This window comes from Paenibacillus alginolyticus DSM 5050 = NBRC 15375 (assembly GCF_000422905.1).
Classification (GTDB): Bacteria; Bacillota; Bacilli; order Paenibacillales; family NBRC-103111; genus Paenibacillus_E; species Paenibacillus_E alginolyticus.
Genome location: NZ_AUGY01000008.1, coordinates 114,179 through 137,448, shown reverse-complemented (window position 1 = coordinate 137,448; position 23,270 = coordinate 114,179). Strand labels below are relative to the sequence as shown.

The window sequence follows — 23,270 nt, the reverse complement described above, 5'->3', positions numbered from 1 at the left end:
TAATCAACACGGCATTTACCACTCATATTCCAGTAGGGACATTTGGATTTATCTATAATTGTTCCCATCCCATTGATAAAAGGTAAGCATTTCCATATCAATTTCGAGCCCGATTCCACGACCAGATGGAACGGCAACTTCCCCGTTCGAAGGATGAATCGGGATCAATTTAGTAAAAGGATTATCCATTACGTCCCATTCCAGAGGTTCGATTGTATCTTTATCCATTTTGCCCCAAGGTTCCAAGCTAGCATGAGCGAAAATGGCGTATAGGCGTGATAACGCACCGTCATAGGTATGTGGCGTTACGCGAATGCCAAAACTTCTGGCAAGATTTAACGTTTCCCTGTAACCATCTATCCCAGTTATATGCTGAGGGTCCGGAGTGATAAAATCCAAAGCATGCTGACTTAAAAAAGGGATAAAATCTGCTGCTTTTTCAATATTCTCACCGCCGGCCAATGGAACAGACAAGCGGTTTCTCAGCAATGCGTATTCGGCAATGTGTCTGATCTCCAGCGGCTCTTCCAACCATAGAAGATTAGACCAAGTATCAATAAGAGACTGCCAGCGTAAAATAGCAGTTACGTCATAACTTTGATTAGCATCCAACGCCAAATCAATCTTTCCTTGTAACAAAGACTGAACCAAAACGATATGCTGTTGGTCCTCGGAGATGGATTTCCCACCAATTTTTACTTTGATTTTATCATATCCTTTATTGATTGCCTGCTCAATTGCTCTTAGAGAATGCTTTTGCCAATTTGCTTCTTCTGAATAGGACTGAAACGAGGCATATACGGGTACTTTTTCTCGAAACTTGCCTCCCCAAAGGTCACACACGGATACACCGCATGTTTTGGCCATAATCTCTGTCAATGCCATACTTACGGCCGCAGACGAGCAGGAATGCCATTTTTTCAAATTCCGAACTAGGTTGATTCTATCAGATACGGATTTACCAATCAAAAAAGGGATGATTCGCTCTTGAAAGCTTTTATGCAAGGTTGGCAGCCAATCAATGCATTCGCCCCAACCTTCCACACCGGTATCGGTCGTTATCCGGATCAGATAACAGGTTCTGTACGCTTTCATGCCATTGGCATCCCCATACGGTTTGGGAAGAACAAAGAAGAGTGGAAATGTTTCAATTTTACTTATCTGCAAAGAGTGATACCCCCCGAAAATTGTTGCACACTTAAATAAGTCAATTGTTCATCATTTTGTTCAAAATGCATATGTGCACAGGATGCGAATTTGTAGCGGCGCTAGGTACGTATGGATCCGTTCGTTCGTTTTTATTAGTATGTCATTTACGAGTACTATTATTAAGCCTTGTATAAGGGATAGTTTCTCATTACTCAGGAATTGATAGAATCAATTAAGAGGTAGAAGCATGAATTGGTCCATGTGGTCTATCGATTGGATTCCCTCATTCAGTTCGTCAGTTTACATTTAGAATGAAAATCAGGCAAGAGGATAGACTATATCCATAGCTTGGAGTACTTGTTTTTTGGAGAAAATAATGAATCGAAGAATACCTTATCTTTCTTATCGAATTATCGTATTGGTTTTACTCATTTTGAGTTTGACTGAAGAAATCTGTTCACAACTGGCTTATGCTGATCCATCGCTGCCGATCGTTGCTGACCATGGAACGTATTCTATCGAAGTGTATCCGCAACGGCACCAACTTGTTGTAAGGGTAAAAGGACAGAAATTCAAGACTTATACCGTTGCCGTTGGAAACTCATCCACTCCCACCCCTGTTGGAGAGTACCAAGTCATTTATAAAGGGAAAGATTGGGGGCCCTCCTTTGGTCCTCGTTGGCTTGGATTAAACGTCCCTTGGGGAAGCTACGGCATTCACGGTACGAACAAACCGAATTCTATCGGGCAGCATCTAAGTCACGGTTGTATTCGCATGCGCAACAGCGACGTCATGGAGTTATTCGAAATAATTCCGATCGGAACAAAAGTAACGATTTATGGGCATGTGCTTGGGGATCTGCGTCATGAACCGAGGAGTTTGGCAGAAGGCGACGCCGGAGGAGACGTGCAACTGATCCAATCTCGTTTAAAGAGCGCCGGATACTTCCAAGGGGTATGTAACGGCAAGTTTCGCTCAAATACGACCGCGTCCGTAAAACAATTTCAACGTGACCATCATTTGGCACAGAATGGTGTTGTTTCGATTAAGGTATATGAGAAATTAGGATTGTTGGAGTAAGCAAAATAGACATAGGCAGGGGCGATTTCATAAGGTTGCCCCGCGCGTTTCTTCGGAGTCTTGGCGCCCCAATTCGCGACTTGATCCGCCGGAAAGGAAGCTGGAATGAGCGGCGTCCATATCGTTCCGGGGACGACTCCGTTGACGCGAATGCCTTTGCTGTGGAGAGACTTGGACAGGGAACGCGTGAAAGCTACAATCGCACCTTTGGTCGCTGAATAATCGATCAATTGTTCGTTTCCTTCGTATGCCGTCAGCGACGCCGCATTGATGATGGCGCTGCCCGGTTTCATATGCGCTAAAGCTGCTTTGGACAAAAAGAATACGGAGAAAAAGTTCGTTCGAAACGTTTGCTCCATTTGTTCGGAAGTGATATCGCCCAGGCTGTTCTGAACATGCTGTTCCGCAGCATTATTAACTAGAATATCCAGCTTGCCGAATTGCTTAACCGTTTGTTCCACCACTTGCTTGCAAAACGCCTCGTTTCCGATATCTCCGGCGATAGATAGGCACTGACGGCCTTTTTGTTCCACAAATTGTTTGGTGTCTTCCGCATCGGCATGCTCGTTCAAATAAACGATCACGACATCTGCGCCTTCCTTCGCGTAAGCGACGGCAATGGCTCGCCCCTGACCGCTGTCCCCGCCTGTAATGAGCGCCACTTTATCTTTCAGTTTTCCGCTGCCTTTGTAGTTCGGATTATCAAATACGGGTCTTGGGGTCATAAGCAATTCGATACCCGGTTGCTGATTCTGATGCTGGGCCGGATACGGTGGTATCAGTTGAAGTCCAGTCGGATTTGGCGTTATCGTCGATGCCATGTTTAGCTCCTCTCCTTTTATGATCGTGATCTAAAATCGGGGTGTGGAATTGTGGCAGTAAGAACGTCGAGCAAAACCGGCTTACCGCTGGACCGCGATTGTTTTAAAGCTTCATTTAATTGCTCCGCATTTCCGACTCGGTACGCCTTCCAGCCGCAAGCTTCCGCTACCTTAGAGAAGTCAGGGTTTGTCAGTTCCGTCCCTTCGGGCTGGAGCCCCTTCATCAACATTTTGTCTTGCTCCATTTGAAGAGCGCCGTTATTAAAAATAATGACCGTTATCGGTATGCTGTACCGCGTGGCGGTTAGCAAGTCGGCCATAACCATGCCTAAACCGCCGTCCCCTGTCACACAAATCACTTGTTTCTCCGATGAGCATAGTTTTGCAGACATTGCAGCAGGCAAACCGAATCCCATTGTCCGCCACCTGCCTGAGATCAATGTCTGCTGAGATTTTGCTCGAAAATTTCTTAGAAACCAGAGGGTTGAATCCCCCTCATCTAAAGCGATAACGGCATCTTCGGCAATGTTATGTTCTATTATTCTTATGATGTTTGAGGGGTGAAGCGGAGATGCAGTTTGATTCCTCTCGATGTCGTTTTGTGCCGACCATGCCCGTTTGCATTGCTGAATCTGATCGACCCAAGCTTGGTTGGGCTCGTGATTTCTCAATCCCTCTATCAATTGCAGAATCATGTTCACGGTATCTCCGACGAACCCGATATCCGCCGGAACGGATATGCTGAGGTCTGCCTGATGTTTGGCGATTTGAACAACACGTACTGAAGCAGGGACAAACCCTTCCGGCCACCAAGATACCGCTGCCCCATTTTTCCGCCAATGTCTGGATTGACTCCCGGGCTGATCGAGCTTGGCTGCCTACCAAAATCATGGGTTGTTTCGCGGAATGCAAGAGATGCATGACTTGATGCAATACTTTCGAATCGGACACGGGGATGGATAACTCTGGCTGTTCATATGGCATCGCAGCCGTTGTCATGGTAAATACATCCGCAGGGATGGACAAGTGCGATACGGTTCGGTGCAAAACAGATGTATACATGGCCTGTTTCAGCGAGTCAACCACGGCATCCGGATGAACGACCAATTGACTGTACAGAGAAATGGCATGCGCCAACTCCTGTTGATTGATGTACTGCTTGTAAAACGTGCCGATTTTATTTAGCGGCGCTTGACCGGTAATCGCAAGCACCGGGGCTTTATCCATAAAAGCGTCACCTAATCCGTTGATTAGGTTGGCTAGTCCGGGTCCCATCTGAGCGATACAGACACCTAGACGGCCGGTTATTTTCGCCTCTGCAGAAGCCATCATCGCGGCGACGGATTCGTGTTTGACCGCTATAAATGAAATCTCCTCCTGATTAGCAATTGCATCCATAAGTCCGAAGACGGCATCACCCACGACACCATAAATCCGCTCAACGCCCCAAAGTCGAAGCTGCTCCAGAATCGTCTGCGCTACAGTGTTGAATTGAGGTTTCTGAGGTAACAAACTCGGAACATTCTCATGCATCGTGTATACCATCGAGATCATTGCACCCCCTTGTTTCATTTACAGGTAGTATGTCTCTAATTTGGAATATTTCTTCACTGTAAAGGAAATAATTTGAATCTACAAAACTGTGAGTGGAAAAGAGGACCCATTATGAATTGGTCTGCGTGGTCGATTGATCGAATTCTGATTTTGTTTGTCAGCCTTGCGTTTCTAATGATAGGTCTTCAGGTGACGATGTTTCATTACAGGCAAAATTTTATCCATAAAGCGATGTGGGTACCTGTCATTTCCGCCCCCATTTTCCTAATAGCAGGTTTGATCCTGACTTGGTATAACGCTCCTTGGCTGCACACTTTGTTTATGGCACTTATGTGGTTCGGCGTAGTATCCGGTTTGATCGGCTTTTATTTCCACTTTCGGGGAGTCGGTATTCGGGTTGGAGGATGGGCTTTGCGAAACTTTCTTATCGGTCCGCCGATTATACTTCCTTTAATGTTTTCCGCTCTTAGTGTTCTTGGATTGATAGCGATTTACTGGAAGGCGTGGTGATATCATGCTAAAAGAAAGCCACTACCCGTCTTTTGATGTCATGAACGAGCAGGATGAGTGGGATGATCATACTCAAACGATTGTAAACTTCCCGGTTGAAATCGAATAATAGCTTTCAATTTCTAGCACCCTTTGAAGCGGAGATCCTAAGACGGATCTGTTCGCTCTTGGTAAATGATCAAACAACGGAAGTGTTGAATTTCGTACTAGGTCACATCGATCAAACCTTGCACCAATCACCTGGGGAGGGTCAGAGAAAAGTTGACGTTCCTCATGGATTCATATACCGCAAGAAGCGCTATTTACGAAGCTTTTAAAGTTAGCATCAGAATCATATTGCTCGCATCCGAAAGTATGGTCTGAAATCGGGTATGCAGGTCCGGCCTATCCGCGAGGATACGTACGTACAGAGTTAGGACAATTGGATCCATGGGAGGCGCAGCCAGAACAATGATAAAACGAAGATTTGCAGATCAAGAAGTGGATGCGGTGATCGTAGGAGCAGGGGCTGCAGGAGGCGTATTGGCTAAAGAATTAAGCGAAGCTGGTATGAGTGTTGTTGTTTTGGATGCAGGCCCGTTTCGCGATCCGCAAAAAGATTTTGCAAGTGACGAACTTTCCATGAAAAATTTGGGGTGGCAGGACACCCGGATTGTAGACGGAAATGATCCGCTACAAATGGGGCATAACAACTCTGGACGGGGCATCGGCGGGGGAACCGTTCACTTTACGGCCGTTTTCTTACGATTCCACGATGCGGATTTTAAAGCAAGAACGATGGATGGCGTTGCTGACGATTGGCCGATTGGCTATGAAGATCTGGAACCCTATTATTCAAAAATCGAGAAAGAAATTGCCGTATCCGGTCCAAAGCATTTTCCTTGGGGAAATTACCATGGCCCTTACCCTTATCCGGAAAGGGAGCCGCTTAGCCCGAACGCATATATGTTTATGAACGGTTGCGAAAAGCTAGGCATACGCTCTTCCGTTGCTCCTCTTGCTATTCTTTCCGCACCTTTCGAAGGCCGACCTCCGTGTATTAACCGAGGCTTCTGCAATCAAGGATGCATGCCCGACGCTAAATTCAGCACCTTGATCGTTCATATTCCCAAAGCGATTAAAGCTGGAGCTGAGGTATTAGCCGATTGTATGGTGACACAAGTGTTAATGGGACAGGACGGAAGGGCAAAAGGAATCACATTCGTTCATGATGGAAAAACCTATGAGCAGAAAGCGAAATTAGTGATCCTGTCAGCTTATGTAGTAGAAACGCCACGGTTGCTTCTCAATTCCGCAAATGCCCAATTTTCAAATGGACTTGCCAATAGCAGCGGCTGGGTCGGAAAATCAATGATGGTGCACAGCAGCCAAGACGTCTATGCCAAATTCGATGATGAAATCAGGTTGTACAAAGGGACTCCCGTATTAGCGACTACCCAGGATTTTTACCGTACCGATCCGAATAACAATTTTGTCCGTGGTTATACCCTGCATTCACACGGGGTCAGGCCGGTCGGTTTTGCCAACGGTATTTCGCAAGCGAAGGGAGGGCCGATTTGGGGCGAACGTTTAAGAGAGGCTTTGCTGGATTACAATTATTATGGAAGAGTCACTTTGGTTGGAGAGGTTCTGCCAAGCGAAACGAACCGGGTAACGCTGGCTGACGAAAAAGATGAATACGGCCTTCCGCGTGCAAAAGTCACGTTCAGCTATGGCGACAATGATCGGAAACTCATCGATCATGCGGTAGGTAATATGAGTGCAATACTCGAAGCGGCGGGCGGGAAAGTCGAATTCGTCATTCCGGACACCGCGCATATGATGGGGGGTTGCCGCATGGGGAATGATCCTGAGTCCTCTGTCGTTAATTCGTATGGTCAAACCCACGATATCCCCAACCTTTTTGTTTGCGATGCGAGTATCTTTGTTACGTCTGGCGCCGGAAATCCTACGAATACGGTCATGTCGCTCGCGTTGAGAACAGCAGATTATATTAAGGAAAAAGCGAAAAAGCTTGAATTGTCGAGGTCGGTTTAACCGGCCTTTTCGCATAAGTCCAAATAATGCCGATAAGCGAAATCATCCGCACATTGTTCAACATGAAGGTTTTGATAGTTCATTGTCTTTTGAGCGGAGTAATCAAAGGGAATTTGAATAAAAATCTTCGCTTTTTTATATTTCCGATCTATAATTACCGAGCCGCCATAAAAGGGGCCCCACGAAACATGAAGCGAGCAGTGTATCGTAAGTGATAGCCGGCGAGAAATAAGTTGTAATTGCTGGTGCAATCTTTTTTCCCAAACGCGAAGGCGTAGTTTTCTCCATTTATAGGACAGCAACCATTTTCGAAACATCAAATCCCCTCCTTGTATCTCACCATACTACGGAGGGGATTTCATATTCAATGTATAATTGCAGGAAGTTATCAGGGGTGTAAAAATTAATCAATTTGTTGCGTTATCCTGTATTATTCGCTCAAAGCGGCTGCTTCTCTCATTTTCACATCCAGCAGCTGGAATGCTTTCCTAAGCTCATCTTTGGGTATATGGGCAAAGCGATCACCGATACTTACTTCATAACAACAACTTGTCTCACTGCTCTCTTTTACATAGTGAATTAAGCCAATCCCCGTCTCCTCATACAAGGCTATTAATATAGGTTCAAGCTTCTCTTTTGGCAAATCAACATGTACATGAAACATGTTAGTCGCAGGTTCTATTGGTTTAGTAACAATGCCATGGCATTGATTATAGAAACCAGCAAGCATTTTGGCTTCTTCATAATACTGATTCATTTTAGGTAATCTCTGTTTAAAATAATAGCTGGCGCTGAGGATATACGGATAAAGGCTTATTAAATCGCCTCCGTGTCGTCTTTTCCACACTTTGGACTCTTTTGTAAAAGCTTCATCCCCTGCTAGTATGGCTCCAGCGATCCCGCCAATTCCTTTGTAAAAAGAAATATACACACTATCAAAAAGCTCACAAATTTCTGCTGCTGTCTTTTGATAATAAGGTAGAATCTCGTACAGTCTGGCTCCGTCTAGATGCAATCTAATCCCTTTTTCACGGCAATAAGTACAGATGGCAACAAGCTCCTCGTAGTCCGGCAACTGACCGCCAATTTCACGTTGCGGTAATTCTATTAATAAACAAGCAATATCATCTTGCATGTGGAGAACATCTTCTAGTCGAATGAGTCTGTCTTTATCTCCAAGCAAAATCGTTTCAATATGATGCAATTCTTTTAACCCGTCTTCTTCATGAATTTCCAAATGACTCAAAGGATGATAAGCCACTTTCTTAATGCCCTTCCTATCACACCAAATTCTTAAAGCAATTTGCTGCGCCATGGTTCCACTAGGGAAAAATACGGCTGTTTCTTTACCTAGATACGTCGCCATTTCTTCTTGAAAATTTTCGATAAGTTTCCCTGAACCATAAATATCACTGTCCAGATTCCCATCTATCTCATTCAATACCTCTTTCAAAACCTGAATGTTTCTTTTACTATGGCCGCCTACTGGATAAATAGTTTGATTAAACGCTTCTAATAAGGGATTGTTCTTGCTCATTAATATCATCCTCCTTTGTCATTTTTCACTTGGTGGAACAACAGTCGTGCCTTATAATCAAACTAACCTGTTTGAAAAGGAGAATAACCATGAAAGAAATCCTAATTGGAACAAAAGAACAATTTACAGTATTTCCGGCAGAGGTCCAAGTTGAAGATAGCTTGTACTTCCTTACGGAGATGGATGGGATATACACCCTAATGTCCAGTGTTTGCCCTCATGCCGGCTACACGGTTGACCTTGAAGATGGAGAGCTTGTGTGTCCGCTGCATGGATGGACGTTTGAATTACATACGGGGCGTTGCCATAATGTGCCGAGCGCTAAACTTCACTCCTACGAGGTCATATTAAGAGACGGCACTCTAGTAGCTCAGATGGGTTAATCTCTAAGTATATTTTACCAATAGACAAGCTATACTAACAGCTGTTATTTCTAGACGAACGGCATTAGGAGGCTATATGTCCACAAAAGCAAAGAGTGACAAGTCAGGAACAATGAAGTGGTGGCAGCTGTCCTTGCTTGGCGTTGCCTGTACGATTGGTACCGGTTACTTCTTAGGCTCCGGGATAGCTATCAGCATGGGCGGTGGATCCGTTATCATCATGTTCATTCTCGCAGCCTTTGGCACTTATATTGTCTTTGATGTTTTGGCCCGAATGACGGAAGCGGACCCGCAGCGAGGATCTTTTAGAGCCTATGCCAAAAAAGCATTTGGACGCTGGGCAGGCTTCAGCAGCGGATGGGTCTATTGGAGCTCTGAGCTCTTAATTATGGGCAGTCAATTAACAGCTTTGTCCCTCTTTACCCGATTCTGGTTTCCAACGATACCCATGTGGATTTTTGCAACGGTCTATGCCTTGATAGGCTTGGGTGTTATCTTGCTTGGGACGAAAGCATTCGAGCGTACAGAGCATATTTTTGCCATCATCAAAGTATCCGCCATCGTCATGTTTCTCCTAATAGCAGGGGCTGCTGTCTTAGGATTCATCACGGGTGGAGCTCATCAACCGAGATTCTGGGCGGCCAAAGAAACCTTTTTGCCAGCTGGATTAATGGGTGCTTGGTCTTCTTTTATTTATGCATTTTACGCCTTTGGCGGTATTGAAATCATGGGCTTAATGGCTGCAAGATTGAAGCGACCCGAAGAGGCGCCTAAAGCAGGAAATGTCATGCTCCTTCTTTTAACAACGATTTATATCGCTTCTCTTATTCTTGCTTTAACCTTAATCCCCTTAAATGCCATTCAGGGAAATGAAAGCCCGTTTCAGGTTGCTTTGGGAAGTTACAATCTCCCTTTTGTCCCGCATGCGTTTAATGCGATCCTCATTATTGCTGGATTTTCTACCATGGTTGCTTCTTTATTTGCGGTGACAACGATCCTTATTACGTTAGCCCAAGATCACGATGCCCCCTCGATATTTGCCAGAACAACCACAGGGAAAAGACGGATACCTCTATTCGCCATCGGTTTTACGAGTGGGGGTATAACTGTAGCGGTGCTGATGGCACTCTTGCTGCCAGATGAGCTCTTTGAATATGTAACAACAGCCGCCGGGATTATGCTGCTCTTGAACTGGCTCTTCATCCTGCTATCATCTGGTCGCTTATTACAGTTAACCAAATGGGGAAGGATCAAACGATATCTGGGCATGGTTTTAATCCTTACAGCTATCACGGGTACAATCTTTCATGAAACGAGCCGACCCGGATTCTGGATTAGTCTCCTCTTTGTCGGGATCATAGGCTTGCTTACTTTGGGCATGCGAATCAAATGGAATAAGAATGACCACGAAGCATCTTACAAAGCAATGAAGCTGCCAAAGCCCAAACCTGATAATCGCGAAGGAGCGACCTAACGTTATCCAAAGAGGGCCTCGAAGGCTTTTATCCCAAAATGCAACCCAAAGACGATCAGGGATAAGCCTGATGCGATGGATATGATAATAAGTGAGCGTGAAGTGAGAAATCTTCGAAATGTACTGGCTAACGACGCCATAAAAGCATCCCACAAACAAATCCCTGAGAACATCGCCCCCGTATATAATAATACATGATTTCTATCGAATTCCGCGATCATTTCTGCTAAAACCGACCCATAGATACCAAGCCAAAAGAGGATGGATAAAGGACTCGTAATAGCCATGATAAAACCGGAGAAAACCGATTTCGTTAGCTTCTCTACGTTCCTATAACCCTCTCCCTTTATTTTCCTTGCACCAATCAAACTTTCGATACCCGAGTAGAGCAAAATGAAACAACCAAATAACCAGAGGAACGTTTTCATAAAAGGTGTTGTCAGAAAATGAACAAGTCCAAAATAAATCAGAATCATTAACAGCGCATCAGCAATCATCGCTCCAATTCCTACTACCCAAGCATGAAGAAAACCTTGCTTAATCCCTTTGTCGAGCATGGCTGCATTTATGGGACCAATAGGTGCCGACAACGATAATCCCAAGAGAAAAAAACTAAGAATCGTATACATTTTCCTCACCCATTCATTGGTTTGTATGTACATGCTTCAAGGCCTGTATCATCCTATTCCTAGAATATGGCTTGTATTACCAGCAAAAATAAATTTCAAAAAAGCATTTGACATTCACGCTACGTAAAGCTGTACAGTTATGTAGTCAGGAGGTGAACAGATGGAATACACCGTGCAGCATCTGGGTAAATTGGCCGGGGTCAGCACCAGAACGCTTCGATATTATGATGAAATTGACCTTCTTAAGCCGGCAAGAATCAATTCGTCTGGATACCGAATCTATGGTCAAGCGGAAGTGGACAGATTACAACAAATTCTGTTCTACAGAGAACTAGGCGTCAGTCTGGATAGTATTAAAGAAATTGTGACTGCCCCTTCCTTTAATGGAGCCATTGCCCTGAAAGAACACCATGAACAACTCCTTGACAAAAGAAAACAATTAGATGTCCTGATTGCAAATGTTGAAAAAACAATTGCTTTTACCGAAGGGAGAATAACCATGACAGATAGCGAGAAATTTGAAGGCTTCAAGCAAAAGATGATCGATGATAACGAGGATAAATACGGGAAAGAAGTCCGCGAGAAGTATGCCGATGATACCGTAGATAAGTCCAACCAAAAAATCAAAAACATGACACAAAAACAGCATGACGAGGTAACACGATTGGAGAGTGAAGTCATTGCTGCATTGGCGGAAGCTTTCAAACATGGGGATCCTTCCAGTGATCTGGCTCAAGCCGCCGCGGGTTTGCATAAGCAGTGGCTAAGCTATTATTGGAACGAATATAGTAAAGAAGCGCATGCTGGTCTAGCCCAAATGTATGTGGATGACGAACGGTTTAAGGCTTACTATGATGAAAAACAGCCCGGTACGGCCGAGTTTCTGAGAGATGCCATCTACATTTATACAGGTTTCAAGAAATAATCTTTGGAATGGGACACTAGCATTATTTCTACTATATCAGTTAAACATCCAATTCTTTTACAAGAAACTGAATATACTAGGATTGTACCAGTCGCCAGCTGCTACGCCCATGTCACTACTCTATCTAAAGAAGCACAGAACCCTTAAGGGTCCTGTGCTTCTTTGCATTCTATTGCATTCTTATTTGGCGACTGTTCCTACAGTTGGCTTCACGAGGGCCTTACTTTGCCATACACGGCTCTTCCACCGTAGATACATGAGTAGACCTCTAACCCATTCATCCGCCGCAAATGCTACCCAAACGCCTAGCAGACCCATTTTCATGACAATGCCAAGCCAATATGCAAGCGGCACTGCGATCCCCCACATGGATAGAATCCCCATTAAGACGGGGAATCTAGCATCTCCAGCAGCCCGAAGGGAGTTAATGACAACTAGATTGAATGTCCGGCCAGGCTCTAAAATAACAGAGAGTATTAAAATGCTGGAACCCATCGCAATAATTTCTGGATTGTCGGTGAAAAGTCCTATCAGATCCTTGCGGAAAATAGAAGCAATTCCCACAACGACAAAGGTCACTAGAAGACTAATTCGCAAGCTTCGAATTAATTTATGATAGGCAGCCTTGAATGCCCCAGCACCCACCATATGACCTACAATGATTTCCGTCCCCATTCCAATTGCCATAGCTAGCGCCATGAAATAGTTGGTGATATTCATCAAGTAGATATGCGTACTCAAAGCCGCTTGACCGATGATATTTATAAAACTGACAATCATCATATGTTGAGACTGCCATGACAAGTGCTCGCCGGCTGATGGGATGCCAATACTCAAGATTTGCTTCACAATACGTCTATCGAATGTGACATAGTCCTTCAAACGAATCGGTACGGGAATACGGCGATATAAGATGACAATCAGAACAATAAGCCCAATAAGGCGGCTTAATACCGTGGATACCGCGGCACCAGTTACTCCCCATTCGGGAAAACCAAGGTTTCCAAAGATAAGAAGGCTGTTGCCTGCTACATGGATCAGGTTCACACCCAACGTAACAAACATGACGTCTCTAGTCTGACCATTGGAGCGAAGCACAGATGAGATGGCATAGGATAACGCCTCAATCCATATAAAAGCGCCAATGATATTTAAATATCTTTTGGCGATCAGTACCTGCTCGGGCGCCAAATTCATTAGCCGCATCAGCGGCTCACCAAAGGCAACTAACACAATACTAATCAAAATTCCAAAAATCAAATTTATCGTAATCGCGAGAGCTGAAATGCGGCTCGCTTCATTCGCCCTGCCAGCGCCAAGATTTTGCGCGACTGCAACACTCGTTCCAATCCCAACGAAGCCAAACATCAGAATGCAGAAAACGATGATTTCATTGGCTAAGCCAACGGCTCCAGTCACTTTATCCGAGATCAGACTGAGCATAAACACATCTGCCGTTCCCAGCATCATCCGCAGCACGGAGTCAACGAATATCGGCCATGTGACCGCGAATAGTCCAAGCTTTTTCCAAGATGCTATCGATTCCATGTCCTTCGATCCCTACACTTTCTCATTTCAAATGATTTTAGTGTAGGATACGTAAGCGATTGCAGTCAAATGCTACTTACTCCCATCTTGAAATCAATGAATAAGAAGCGTTGGACTGCTCACAATAATGAAGGTTTTAAAATACAACCAAAGGACGTGGGCTAATGTCGAACCAACAAAAAAGTCAAAACAATCCACAAAACAAAGGTAAAAACAGCAACAAGAATAAAAACAACAGTAACAACGGCATTGATGATGCAAATAAACATGCTGGCAAATAAAAGCTAGAAAAAAACCTTGGAAATCGGCTCCGATTTCCAAGGTTTTTTCTACACTGCAAGCTACTTCACCTTAACCCATGCTCCACGGTTGTCCGCAGATTCGATTTCAGCCTCAGCAATTTCAATGCTGCCCATCGTACTGGTTGGAGTCGCAATTGAAATATTTTCACCTGAAAGCAGCGTCTCAATAAAATATTTAAGTTCGTTATAGTAGCCCATTTCCGCCGATAGTTCAGGACTGAAGCCTTTTCCATCGTTCACATTGACTTGTAGGGAATTATCTTTGAAAACGACATTGCCTTTTTCAAAATTAACTCGGAACTGCATATCGAAGCCGTAATCTCCTTCAAGCGTCCAATCTGCTTGCGCATTGATGACTTTGCCATCTTCATACAGATAGTTCGCAGAAACCACATCATATCCACTGCCGGGAACGACATTCCGTGCCAAACATGATACGGATTCAGGCTTCCCGAACAACCAATGTATCATGTCAATATCATGAACGTGCATATCTAGGAGTGCTCCGCCGCTTTTCTCCTTCTGTGTAAGCCATGGTCCCCAAGTCGGAGTTGCTCCCCCGCGGTAGAAATAACCACCTAGTGCATTTCCAAACGTTTTCTCCTCAACAACCTGCTTCAGGTATACATAAGCTGGCCAGAATCTCAAGCATTGACCTATCATCAGCTGCTTGCCATTCGCCTCGGCTGCCTGAATCATATCATTGCATTCCGCAGCATTCAGCGCCATCGGTTTTTCACACAAAACATGAAGACCTTGATTCAAACATTGAACCGCTATGTCACGGTGTAGAAAAGTAGGAAGTGCAAGATCCACGTAATCAAGCTGTTCCTTCTCAAGCATTTCGGTCACACTTGTATATTTATTGTAGCGGCCGAAGTCAATGCCGGATGAACCCGTATCGATGTTGCCTGCAGCCGCGCGGCCTTCGAGCTTCTCATTGTCAATATCGCACAAAGCTACAACTTGAATAGGAACTCCTTCGGACTCCAAGCGAACGTAATTCTCCAGATGAGTCCTGCCCATAAACCCTAACCCAATTAACCCGATTCTTAGCATGTTGATTACTTCCTCCCTAGGATGGCGTCCATAGCACCCGATGTATTATAAATAATCTGTTCGCCATGATGCGTATAACCTGGAATCATTTCGGCAATGACATAATCGTCATACCCGATTGCTTGAAGGGCTTTCATAACCTCTGGATAATTGACATCACCGGCTAGCAGGTCAACAAAACCATGCAAACCTCCTGCGGCACGGCGGTAATCTTTGAAATGCACTTTTTTGATTCGTTTATTTAAAATGGAAATCCAATGCTCTGGATAACCGGCATATAAGACATTCCCTACGTCAAAGTAAGCGCCCACATATGGCGAATTGATTTTATCGATAAAGTCTCTCATTTCAAGCGGCGATAGTAAAAATTTGTTCCATACATTTTCTATACCAATGGAAACCTTCAATGATTGGGCAACAGCGGAAAGCTCATTAAAGGCTTCCAATGCGTAGTCATAGGCTTGGTCATACGGAACCACTTCCGAATCCGGAATGAAATCAACGCCAACAGCACCTGGCACAACCAATATCGTATCTACACCTAAAATAGCAGCGTTCTCCAATTGTTTCTTGACGATATCTTTCGCTTTTAGACGCGTTTGTGCATGTCCACTTGTTAAAGAATATGTCCAGTATAGTCCACTGGCTAAACTCGAAAGCGCAATGCCCTGATCATCCGCAATCTTACGGTATTCCTTGATTTCGCTTTCAGGACTCTCCAAGCTTAGTTGGCCAGTCTCATTTAGCACCAGCTCAATGCCGTCGAATCCGGCTTTCTTGGCAACAGATATGCATTGTTCTACCTTCATGGAGCCTGGGAATGACCAAATATTGATCCCTTTTTTCATTGTTATCTCCTCCGTCTCTTCCCTATATTATAAAAGAGCTACGTTCGATAAGATTTATCCAAAAAGCCGATTTATTTGCACTTTTGCAAAAACGGATATGGTAAAATGAGATTAAAATGGAGAATTAAATTGGAGATTGGAACAAGATCCACCCTGAGAGAGGACGAGCAGCATGGATTTCCCAAGTATACAACTACAGGAATCACTTACCATACAAACCCTCTATTCCTTTCATTATTTTGAGTATGCCAAAGGATTTGTATTTGACGGAGAACAGCATGACTTCTGGGAAATCCTCTACGTGGACAAAGGGGAAGTTGAAGTTCGAGCCGATGATCACATTCATACCCTTCATCAAGGAAATATGATCTTTCACAAACCCGAGGAATTCCATACGGTTAGCGTGAAGCACGAGCATACACCGCCAAACCTTATCGTCATCTGCTTCGAATGCACGTCTCCAGCTATGACTATTTTCGAGAAAAAGATTCTGTCTTTAGGAGACCGGGAAAGAAATATCCTATCCCTCATTATCCAAGAAGGGTTTCAGGCGTTCCTGCCCCCTTTTGATAAACCAACCGTTCATCACTTGGAAAGAAATCCGCATGCGCCTTTTGCCAGCGAACAAATGATCAAATCCTACTTAGAGCTTTTGTTAATCACACTCATTCGGAATCAAGCGCAAGCTTCCACGCAAGATTCGATGAAAAACAAACAATCATCCCTTCAAAAAGAAAAAGCCGAACAACGAATTGTTCAGCAAATCATGGACTATTTGAAAGCCAATCTTTCACAGTCTTTTACCCAAGACCATTTATGCCAAACGTTTCACTTGGGCAAAAGCCGATTGAAGGAGCTGTTCCAATCCCAGATGCAGACAGGCGTTTTGGAAGCTTTCAAATCTCTCAAAATTGAACAAGCCAAAACTTATATTAGAGATGGCCGATATAATTTTACAGAGATTGCAGCTATGTTGGGGTACGCCAGCATTCACTATTTCTCAAGAGATTTCAAGAAAACGGTTGGCATGCCGCCTTCCGACTATGCCAGGTCCGTTAAAGCTCGTCTTTAGCGATTCGAAAGAAAACGTAAAAAAGAGAAAGCAAGAATAACCTTGCCTTCTCTTTTTTCGTTCAACTGGCCCTTATTTGATTACTTTCAACAAGCGCTTAGCCGTTCCATTTGGCGTTTCGATTGTTTCATACACGTTAACAGTGAAAGGATAGCTGAATTGATCGGTTGTAATATTCGTGGCGTCCAGCATCTGTTTCCCGCTGATTAGTTTATTAACACCTGTGAAAGAAGCGTCCTTAGAACCGACAACACGTCCGGCGCTATCCACAATTTCAAATTTCAATTTCGAGAAATTGTTATCAACCACGACATTTTCTTTCTGTTTAATGTCGAGATCAAGTCGGAACTTGTACGTATACATCAATTGAGCAGTCGTCTGAGTGGTCACTGACACATCATTGAACTTCAGATCAAACGGATACAAGGATATCGTAGAATCTGTTTCTCCCTTCTGTACATCCGTTTGCAGAGCTGCAATCGTTGTTGTGAAAGGTGCTGCAGCAACGGAATCAAGCAGCTTTAACGAGAAGCTTGTGCTATCTTCGGTTTGCGGCACAATGTATGAGTAGCTAACCACGTAACTTAATCCAGGGTTTAGCATCGTCGTTACATTCGTTTGACGGGAACCTTGATAAGTAACACCCTGTGCGTTGACCAATTCCGATAGAAAAGCAGGAGTAGCTGTAGGCGTTGTACTCGTATTCGTTAATTTGAACTTAGCAACCGCTGTTTGATAGCCTTCACCTGGATTCTCATGCAGATGAAGCTCCATCAGCGACACTTCTGTTGACTTATCAACAACTTTGGTCAAAGCATCAAATGCGATCGGTTGACCAATTGTGTAAGGCGCTGCAGCCGAATTCCCTTGCTCTTTCGGCCATGCAATAGCTAGTTTGCCTGTTGCTACCGTGGTGGCTTGACCTCCACCTTTGGGTACAAACGTATCCGTCGATAAAACGAGAAGATTAGACAAACTCACACCATTTTCCACGGGAATCGCGAAATGAATGTATTTCTTTTCGCCTGCTTCCAAGGTCACCGGGTCCACTTCGGAACGTTTGCCTTCATAGCTCTTCAGCTCGGACTGTGCGTCTATTCGGAAAGCAGGAACGGTTTCCCGCCCCGCTCCGGGATTATTAGCTAATACCGTCACAACAGCCACGCGGCCTGACGCCGTATTTTGCATAGAAACTTCGACGGGTGAATACGTCAGCCCTGAGTTAACCCCAGGAATGGTGAATGCCTGACCCCATGCTAAGTTTTCGAGGTTCTGCAGAGCAGTGTTTCCCGTACCGCCATACCACACGGTTTTCGTTGGCATTGCGAGCAGTGTAGTTTCCACCTTTGGATAGGAGTAGATATCCACATTGACGAAGGATAATTGCTCAATTTGACCAATTTCCTTGCTATCAACGGAAGTCATGTACACGAGCTCGCCAATTTCTTTAGGCTGCAGAGCTTCTTTATTGCCCGCACTTGGTTTCAATGTATATGAAACGCCGCTAGCGGTTTGAACACGAAGCTCGTGTTCGGGAACTCTGTTCTGCACGGCACCTCCGTTATATAAGCGAACCGTAACCGCAAGTTGTGAACCTGACGCGGTTGGCGTCACGGCTGCACTCTTAATCGCGGCACGTATATCAGGTGTCAATCCATAATTGACAGTTGGTGCAGAGACACTTGGCGCCGCCAGGTCGGCCGCCCATACGGCCGTGCCTCCTTGAACGATCATTGCTCCAAGCATGATAGCTGTTAGACTATATTTCCATGGTTTGTTTTTCATGTAAGTACTCTCCTTATTGTGAAGTTTCGCTGATGTCTATTTGGCTGCTGGAGTTGTTGTCGCTTGAGGTTGTACGCTAGCACTTGCAGTGTCTACTTTTTGTCCGTCTTTCAGAGTGTTCTGCCCGGCAGTAACTAATTTCTCGCCGTCTTTGACTCCATCAATCACTTCCTGATACTCTCCGTTAATGCGTCCCAATTTCACTTTCCGTTTCTGATATTGATCACCTTGCTGAACAAAGACGAAGGTATCGGACTCTTCACGAATGACGCTTAAGGAAGGAACAGCAACCACTTGTTCTTCCGTTTCAGTCGTTAGCTGAACCATGAATCGGCTGCCTGGCTGCAGTTGATGATCGCTATTGGGAACTTCCAGCTCTAACGTGTACGTTTTTGTCGCAGCACTCATAATAGGTGCCAAGTAGCTAATTTTAGCTGTTCCTTTTTTATCAGGCGAATCCGGATTATAGTAAATAAGTTCTTGTTTTCCTTTTACAAGCAGGAAATTTGTTTCCGTAAGCTCGGTTTTGATTTTGATCGGATCAATCTGTTGGACTTGCCCGACTTTGCCTGCCGCCGCAGCTACGGTTTGCCCAACCACTACGTTGAAATCGGTAAGAATGCCGTTGCCTGGAGCCTTAACCTGATAGTTCTCTAAAGAACGATTCGCATCTTCTAAGGCTAGACTTGCGGACTCTGCCTGCGTTTGAATAGTCGATATCGAATCGGAGTTATCAAAAGCTGAAAGCTTTGACTGTGCAGCATCTAGATTCATCTTAGCGCTATCCAACGCTTGTTTGGATTGATCTACCTGATGCTGAACGGCAATGCCTGCATCATATTCATTACGAACTTTGTTGTATTCTTGCTCAGCATTCTTGAGTGCCGTTTGCGATCTAGTTACATTGTCCGCCAGATCCTTCCGGTTATTAACTTTATTATCTTTTGCTTGCTGCAAGGATTCTTGAGCACTTCTGACAGAAAGCTCACTTTTCCTTTTGGAAGATAAGGCATCTTTATTATCAATAACGAAGAGGACTTCACCTTTCTCAACATACTCTCCTCGTTTTTTCAGTACCTCGGTAACTTCACCATTCGCTTTCGATACGACATCAAGTGTCGTTCCTGCCGCTACATCAGCAACTTGTTCGATTGGATTGCTAATTTTCTGCTTCTTTATGACATCGGTTTTAATTGCCTTTGGTGCTAACTGTACCGTTGCAGCCCCTTTTGCGCCTGGAGCTGAACAGGCTGATGCCAAGACCGCCGCTGCGGTCAATAAAACAATCACCCCCATCGAACGGGATTTGAATTTTCGTTTCCGCGAACTATCGTTAATCATCGATGTGCCTCCTTATACCTCTAACGTACTTATTGTTGTTTTTTCATTTCCTTTTTTACGATTGAACATTCGACCTATCCGGTTCTTTATACTTTCAATCAACTCATATACAATCGGTACGACAACTAGTGTCAATAGCGTAGAGGTAATCAAACCGCCGATAACGACTACACCCAGCCCTTTACCGATTAATCCGCCTTCGCCAGAAATACCGAGCGCAAGAGGTACCAATGCCATAATCGTAGCACCAGCTGTCATAATAATAGGACGAAGTCTTACTTTCCCTGCTTCAATTAGAGCATGGCGTACCGTGTATCCATCTTCGCGCAGCTGTTGTGCACGATCGATTAATACAATCGCATTCGTCACTACGATCCCAATAAGCATGAGGAAACCAATCATCGAGGTTACGGTTAACGGCTCTCTGGCTATAACAAGTCCGAGAAGCCCCCCAATAACAGCAAGCGGTAGAGAGAACAAGATCGCGAATGGTGCACTTGCGTTTCCAAAGGCCAAAACCATAATCAAGTAAACCACGAATATGGCGGCAGCCATCGCGATGAATAACTGCTTGAAGCTATCATTCACATCATCCGAAACACCACTGATTTTGGGTGTAACGCCTTCAGGCAGCTGTATATCTTTCAAAGCCGCGCTAAGCTTGGCACTGACGCCTGTTTTATCTGCTGAATTGATTTTTGCAGTCACTTTCACAAGCTGCTGCTGTTTCTCACGTGCAAGTGAAGCAGCACCTTTCGTTTCAGTGACCTTAGCTACTTCCTTCAATAAAACCTTTGAACCATTCGATCCGGTCAAAGGGATATTACCTAGTTTTTCTAGTGTATCTTTGTCCGACTTATCTAACGATACCGTTGTTGTATAAACGATATTATCGAATTTCATATCTCCTAGTTTTTGCTTTTGAATCCATGCACGTGCAATATCACGTACAGTCGATGAGCTTAATCCGTATGCTCTCGCTTTTTTCTGATCCACAGCAATTTCTATTTCTGTTTTGGCATCACTCAGGTTATCACCAATTTCACTAAGCTCTGTAAAAGTATTTAGCTTCTCTTTAACCAAACCGGCCGCTTTCTCTAATTGAAGCTGATCCTCCCCTTGCAGGGTATAGGCAAAGTCAGTCGACGAAACACCGAAATCACCTTCCATGGATTTAGGCACTACTTCAGATCCGCTCGGCAGTTCAGAGAGAATATAAGCTTTCATTTGGTCTTTCACTTGATTCGGATTGACCTTATCATTCACTTGGACAAAAATCTGTGAAGCATAAGGCGTCCGTTCATCATCTTTGCCTGCGTAACCCACTAAAGCTTCAACGAATTTGAACACAGGTTCGCCATTGGAATCTTTCGTATCTAGCAATACAGCTTCAATTTCTTTCGTTTTCGCATCTGTAGCCTCAAAAGAAGTTGCATACGGCATTTTTAACTGGAAGTACATCGTTGTCGAAGGCTTCGAGCTAGGCAAGAACGAAACCGATAGGAAAGGTACTGTCGCCGCAATGGTGACTACAAGCAAAAGTCCTGAAATTAGCAATGTTTTTATGCGATTTTTCAAACTCCACGTCAAAGCCTTTTCGTAGAAAGCTGTTAATTTGGTTGGCTTTGATTCGTCATGATGACCCTTACCCGGTTTGCTGCGAAGAACGAGCAATTTAGCCAGCATCGGAATAACCGTTAAAGCTACTATTAAGGAAGATAGAAGTGCGCATGCAATTGTTAAGGCAAAAGGTCTAAAGAACCCTCCTACAACACCCGTTACCAAGGCTAGTGGAGCAAAGACCCCTACAGTTGCCAATGTTGAGGACGTAATAGCCATCGAAACTTGCTTTGTCGCTAAGGCGATGACGGATTCTTTGCGTTCCTGGGCTTTTTCCAGTGAAGCATATATGTTCTCGATAACTACGATGGAATCATCGACTACGCGACCTACTGCGATAAAGATACCACCGAGTGTCATCGTATTAAGCGTTAAATTTAACTGCGACATTAATAATAAGGTGATCAAAATGGAAAGTGGAATCGAGACGAGAACAATGAGTGTCATCCGAATGTTCCGGAGGAAAATGAGAATCATCAAGGAAGCCAGTACTGCCCCTACAACGCCTTCACGTACAAGTCCTGCAATTGATGTTTTAATTTGATCTGCACTATCGTAGGTGTTTTTGAACGTAATATTGGGTAGGGTCGTCTCCCACTCATGAATCTGCTTCTCGATGGATCCTGAGAAATCAACCGCATTAGCACTGCCTGCTTTATACAAAATCATACCAATAGCAGGTTTTCCATCCAGTCTGCCATTGAAGTTAGATTCCGTTATCGCCTTTACCTTGGAGACTTGAGCTAGTGTTACGATATCTCCTTTAGGTGTAGTGATTTCGACTTGTTCCAAATCGTACAAGCTTGATAAATTGCCAGTGACACGAGTCATCTTATTGTTGCCGCTAATTTCTACACTACCGATCGGACTCTTCGTCGCGGCGGAATTAATCGCATTACTCACTAGAGCCGGTGACAATCCATAAACATCAAGCGCAGCAGCATCCAGCTCAATATCGAGCGATGTGCTTCTGGAACCAATAACGTTCATATGGTCGATCCCTTTAATTCCTTCAAGACCTGGCTTGATTTTATCTTTAAAAGATTTGTCGAGCTCTGTTTGACTTACCCCGTCCTTCGCATAAGCGACTAAGTAATTCGAAGGGAAAGATGCCGCACCAAATGTGGAGGCTTTAGGCGCACCTGCCGTTGCTGGAAGTGAAACTTGAGCCAGCATGTCTTGAACGGCCTGTTTTTTCTTGTCAATATCTACATTTTGTTTGAACATAATGATAATCGTGGAGAAATTATCACTCGAAGTTGAAGACATGGAATCCAAGTCTTCAATATTCGCTAGCTTTTCTTCAATCGGAGCCGTAATTTCATCCATGACATCCTTAGGCGCTCCTGTATATGTAGTTGTTACAGCAACTACTGGAAAAGAAACGTTGGGCATGTTCTCTACTTTAAGCTGCGTAGATGAATAAAATCCGCCAACAAAAAGCATGATCATGATAATGAATAATGCCGAGACATTTTTCATGGAAAACTGTGTTAATCGATTCATTCCTGTACTCCCCTCATCAACTGATTACGTTAAAGATACATTCTGAATATGAACCCAATATGAACAAACCAAAAAAAAGAAGGTCACCA

General features: G+C 44.2%; 20 protein-coding genes. 7 read left to right on the top strand and 13 right to left on the bottom strand.

The annotated features are described in order from the left end of the window. Positions 1-48: 48 nt before the first annotated feature. Positions 49-1,167, bottom strand: coding sequence for a mandelate racemase/muconate lactonizing enzyme family protein (locus tag G519_RS0103535; RefSeq protein ID WP_029193510.1), 1,119 nt, complete (start codon positions 1,165-1,167; stop codon positions 49-51). 358 nt (positions 1,168-1,525) lie between these two features. Between G519_RS0103535 and G519_RS0103530 the strand changes: the two genes are divergently transcribed. Beyond that, positions 1,526-2,230, top strand: coding sequence for a L,D-transpeptidase family protein (locus G519_RS0103530; protein ID WP_084159999.1), 705 nt, complete (start codon positions 1,526-1,528; stop codon positions 2,228-2,230). Here G519_RS0103530 and G519_RS41565 read toward each other — a convergent pair. The 3 genes from G519_RS41565 to G519_RS41560 form a co-directional block, all read right to left on the bottom strand. After that, a complete protein-coding gene (locus G519_RS41565) occupies positions 2,167-3,051 on the bottom strand; it encodes an SDR family oxidoreductase (protein ID WP_051253036.1) in 885 nt (294 codons plus the stop codon). The genes G519_RS0103530 and G519_RS41565 overlap by 64 nt on opposite strands. Before the next feature lie 17 nt (positions 3,052-3,068). Beyond that, positions 3,069-3,491, bottom strand: a complete 423-nt coding sequence (locus G519_RS51940) for a thiamine pyrophosphate-dependent enzyme (RefSeq protein ID WP_244279993.1) — start codon at positions 3,489-3,491, stop codon at positions 3,069-3,071. A gap of 88 nt (positions 3,492-3,579) precedes the next feature. Next, positions 3,580-4,605: a thiamine pyrophosphate-binding protein gene (locus tag G519_RS41560; RefSeq protein WP_051253034.1), complete on the bottom strand. Its 1,026-nt coding sequence runs from the start codon at positions 4,603-4,605 to the stop codon at positions 3,580-3,582. A gap of 111 nt (positions 4,606-4,716) precedes the next feature. Here G519_RS41560 and G519_RS0103515 point away from each other — a divergent pair, with 111 nt between their 5' ends. Then, a complete protein-coding gene (locus tag G519_RS0103515) occupies positions 4,717-5,115 on the top strand; it encodes a hypothetical protein (protein ID WP_029193508.1) in 399 nt (132 codons plus the stop codon). A gap of 450 nt (positions 5,116-5,565) precedes the next feature. Further along, positions 5,566-7,152 carry a GMC family oxidoreductase gene (locus G519_RS0103505; RefSeq protein ID WP_029193507.1) on the top strand — a complete coding sequence of 529 codons (1,587 nt, stop codon included), beginning with the start codon at positions 5,566-5,568 and terminating at the stop codon, positions 7,150-7,152. Here the strand turns inward: G519_RS0103505 and G519_RS0103500 are convergent. Beyond that, positions 7,149-7,469, bottom strand: a complete 321-nt coding sequence (locus G519_RS0103500; RefSeq protein WP_029193506.1) for a hypothetical protein — start codon at positions 7,467-7,469, stop codon at positions 7,149-7,151. The genes G519_RS0103505 and G519_RS0103500 overlap by 4 nt on opposite strands. A gap of 113 nt (positions 7,470-7,582) precedes the next feature. Next, positions 7,583-8,689 carry a threonine aldolase family protein gene (locus G519_RS0103495; RefSeq protein WP_029193505.1) on the bottom strand — a complete coding sequence of 369 codons (1,107 nt, stop codon included), beginning with the start codon at positions 8,687-8,689 and terminating at the stop codon, positions 7,583-7,585. An 89-nt stretch (positions 8,690-8,778) separates the two neighbouring features. Here G519_RS0103495 and G519_RS0103490 point away from each other — a divergent pair, with 89 nt between their 5' ends. After that, positions 8,779-9,072: a Rieske (2Fe-2S) protein gene (locus G519_RS0103490; protein WP_029193504.1), complete on the top strand. Its 294-nt coding sequence runs from the start codon at positions 8,779-8,781 to the stop codon at positions 9,070-9,072. A gap of 76 nt (positions 9,073-9,148) precedes the next feature. After that, positions 9,149-10,546 carry an amino acid permease gene (locus tag G519_RS0103485; protein WP_029193503.1) on the top strand — a complete coding sequence of 466 codons (1,398 nt, stop codon included), beginning with the start codon at positions 9,149-9,151 and terminating at the stop codon, positions 10,544-10,546. Positions 10,547-10,548: 2 nt separating this feature from the next. On the opposite strand, the gene G519_RS0103480 is transcribed toward G519_RS0103485, so the two are convergent. Further along, positions 10,549-11,175 (bottom strand): LysE family transporter, encoded by a 627-nt coding sequence (locus G519_RS0103480; protein WP_029193502.1) that lies wholly within the window; start codon positions 11,173-11,175, stop codon positions 10,549-10,551. A 160-nt stretch (positions 11,176-11,335) separates the two neighbouring features. Here G519_RS0103480 and G519_RS0103475 point away from each other — a divergent pair, with 160 nt between their 5' ends. Next, positions 11,336-12,100 carry a MerR family transcriptional regulator gene (locus G519_RS0103475; RefSeq protein WP_029193501.1) on the top strand — a complete coding sequence of 255 codons (765 nt, stop codon included), beginning with the start codon at positions 11,336-11,338 and terminating at the stop codon, positions 12,098-12,100. A 180-nt stretch (positions 12,101-12,280) separates the two neighbouring features. Here G519_RS0103475 and G519_RS0103470 read toward each other — a convergent pair whose 3' ends face one another. From G519_RS0103470 to G519_RS0103455, 3 genes are all read right to left on the bottom strand, one after another. Further along, positions 12,281-13,648 (bottom strand): MATE family efflux transporter, encoded by a 1,368-nt coding sequence (locus G519_RS0103470; RefSeq protein ID WP_029193500.1) that lies wholly within the window; start codon positions 13,646-13,648, stop codon positions 12,281-12,283. A 341-nt stretch (positions 13,649-13,989) separates the two neighbouring features. Further along, positions 13,990-15,009 (bottom strand): Gfo/Idh/MocA family protein, encoded by a 1,020-nt coding sequence (locus tag G519_RS0103460; RefSeq protein WP_029193499.1) that lies wholly within the window; start codon positions 15,007-15,009, stop codon positions 13,990-13,992. Between the two features lie 5 nt (positions 15,010-15,014). Continuing rightward, the gene (locus G519_RS0103455) at positions 15,015-15,857 is read right to left on the bottom strand and encodes a sugar phosphate isomerase/epimerase family protein (protein WP_029193498.1); all 843 of its coding nucleotides are present in this window, start codon (positions 15,855-15,857) and stop codon (positions 15,015-15,017) included. A gap of 172 nt (positions 15,858-16,029) precedes the next feature. Between G519_RS0103455 and G519_RS0103450 the strand changes: the two genes are divergently transcribed. Next, the gene (locus tag G519_RS0103450) at positions 16,030-16,929 is read left to right on the top strand and encodes an AraC family transcriptional regulator (RefSeq protein ID WP_029193497.1); all 900 of its coding nucleotides are present in this window, start codon (positions 16,030-16,032) and stop codon (positions 16,927-16,929) included. A 72-nt stretch (positions 16,930-17,001) separates the two neighbouring features. Here the strand turns inward: G519_RS0103450 and G519_RS0103445 are convergent, their stop codons facing one another. From G519_RS0103445 to G519_RS0103435, 3 genes are read right to left on the bottom strand one after another with little or no spacing between them, the layout of a single operon-like run. Further along, a complete protein-coding gene (locus G519_RS0103445; RefSeq protein ID WP_029193496.1) occupies positions 17,002-18,714 on the bottom strand; it encodes a hypothetical protein in 1,713 nt (570 codons plus the stop codon). Positions 18,715-18,750: 36 nt separating this feature from the next. Then, entirely contained in the window at positions 18,751-20,055 is a 1,305-nt protein-coding gene (locus G519_RS0103440; RefSeq protein ID WP_029193495.1) for an efflux RND transporter periplasmic adaptor subunit, read from the bottom strand. Between the two features lie 12 nt (positions 20,056-20,067). Next, positions 20,068-23,181, bottom strand: a complete 3,114-nt coding sequence (locus G519_RS0103435) for an efflux RND transporter permease subunit (RefSeq protein WP_029193494.1) — start codon at positions 23,179-23,181, stop codon at positions 20,068-20,070. Positions 23,182-23,270 lie beyond the last annotated feature (89 nt).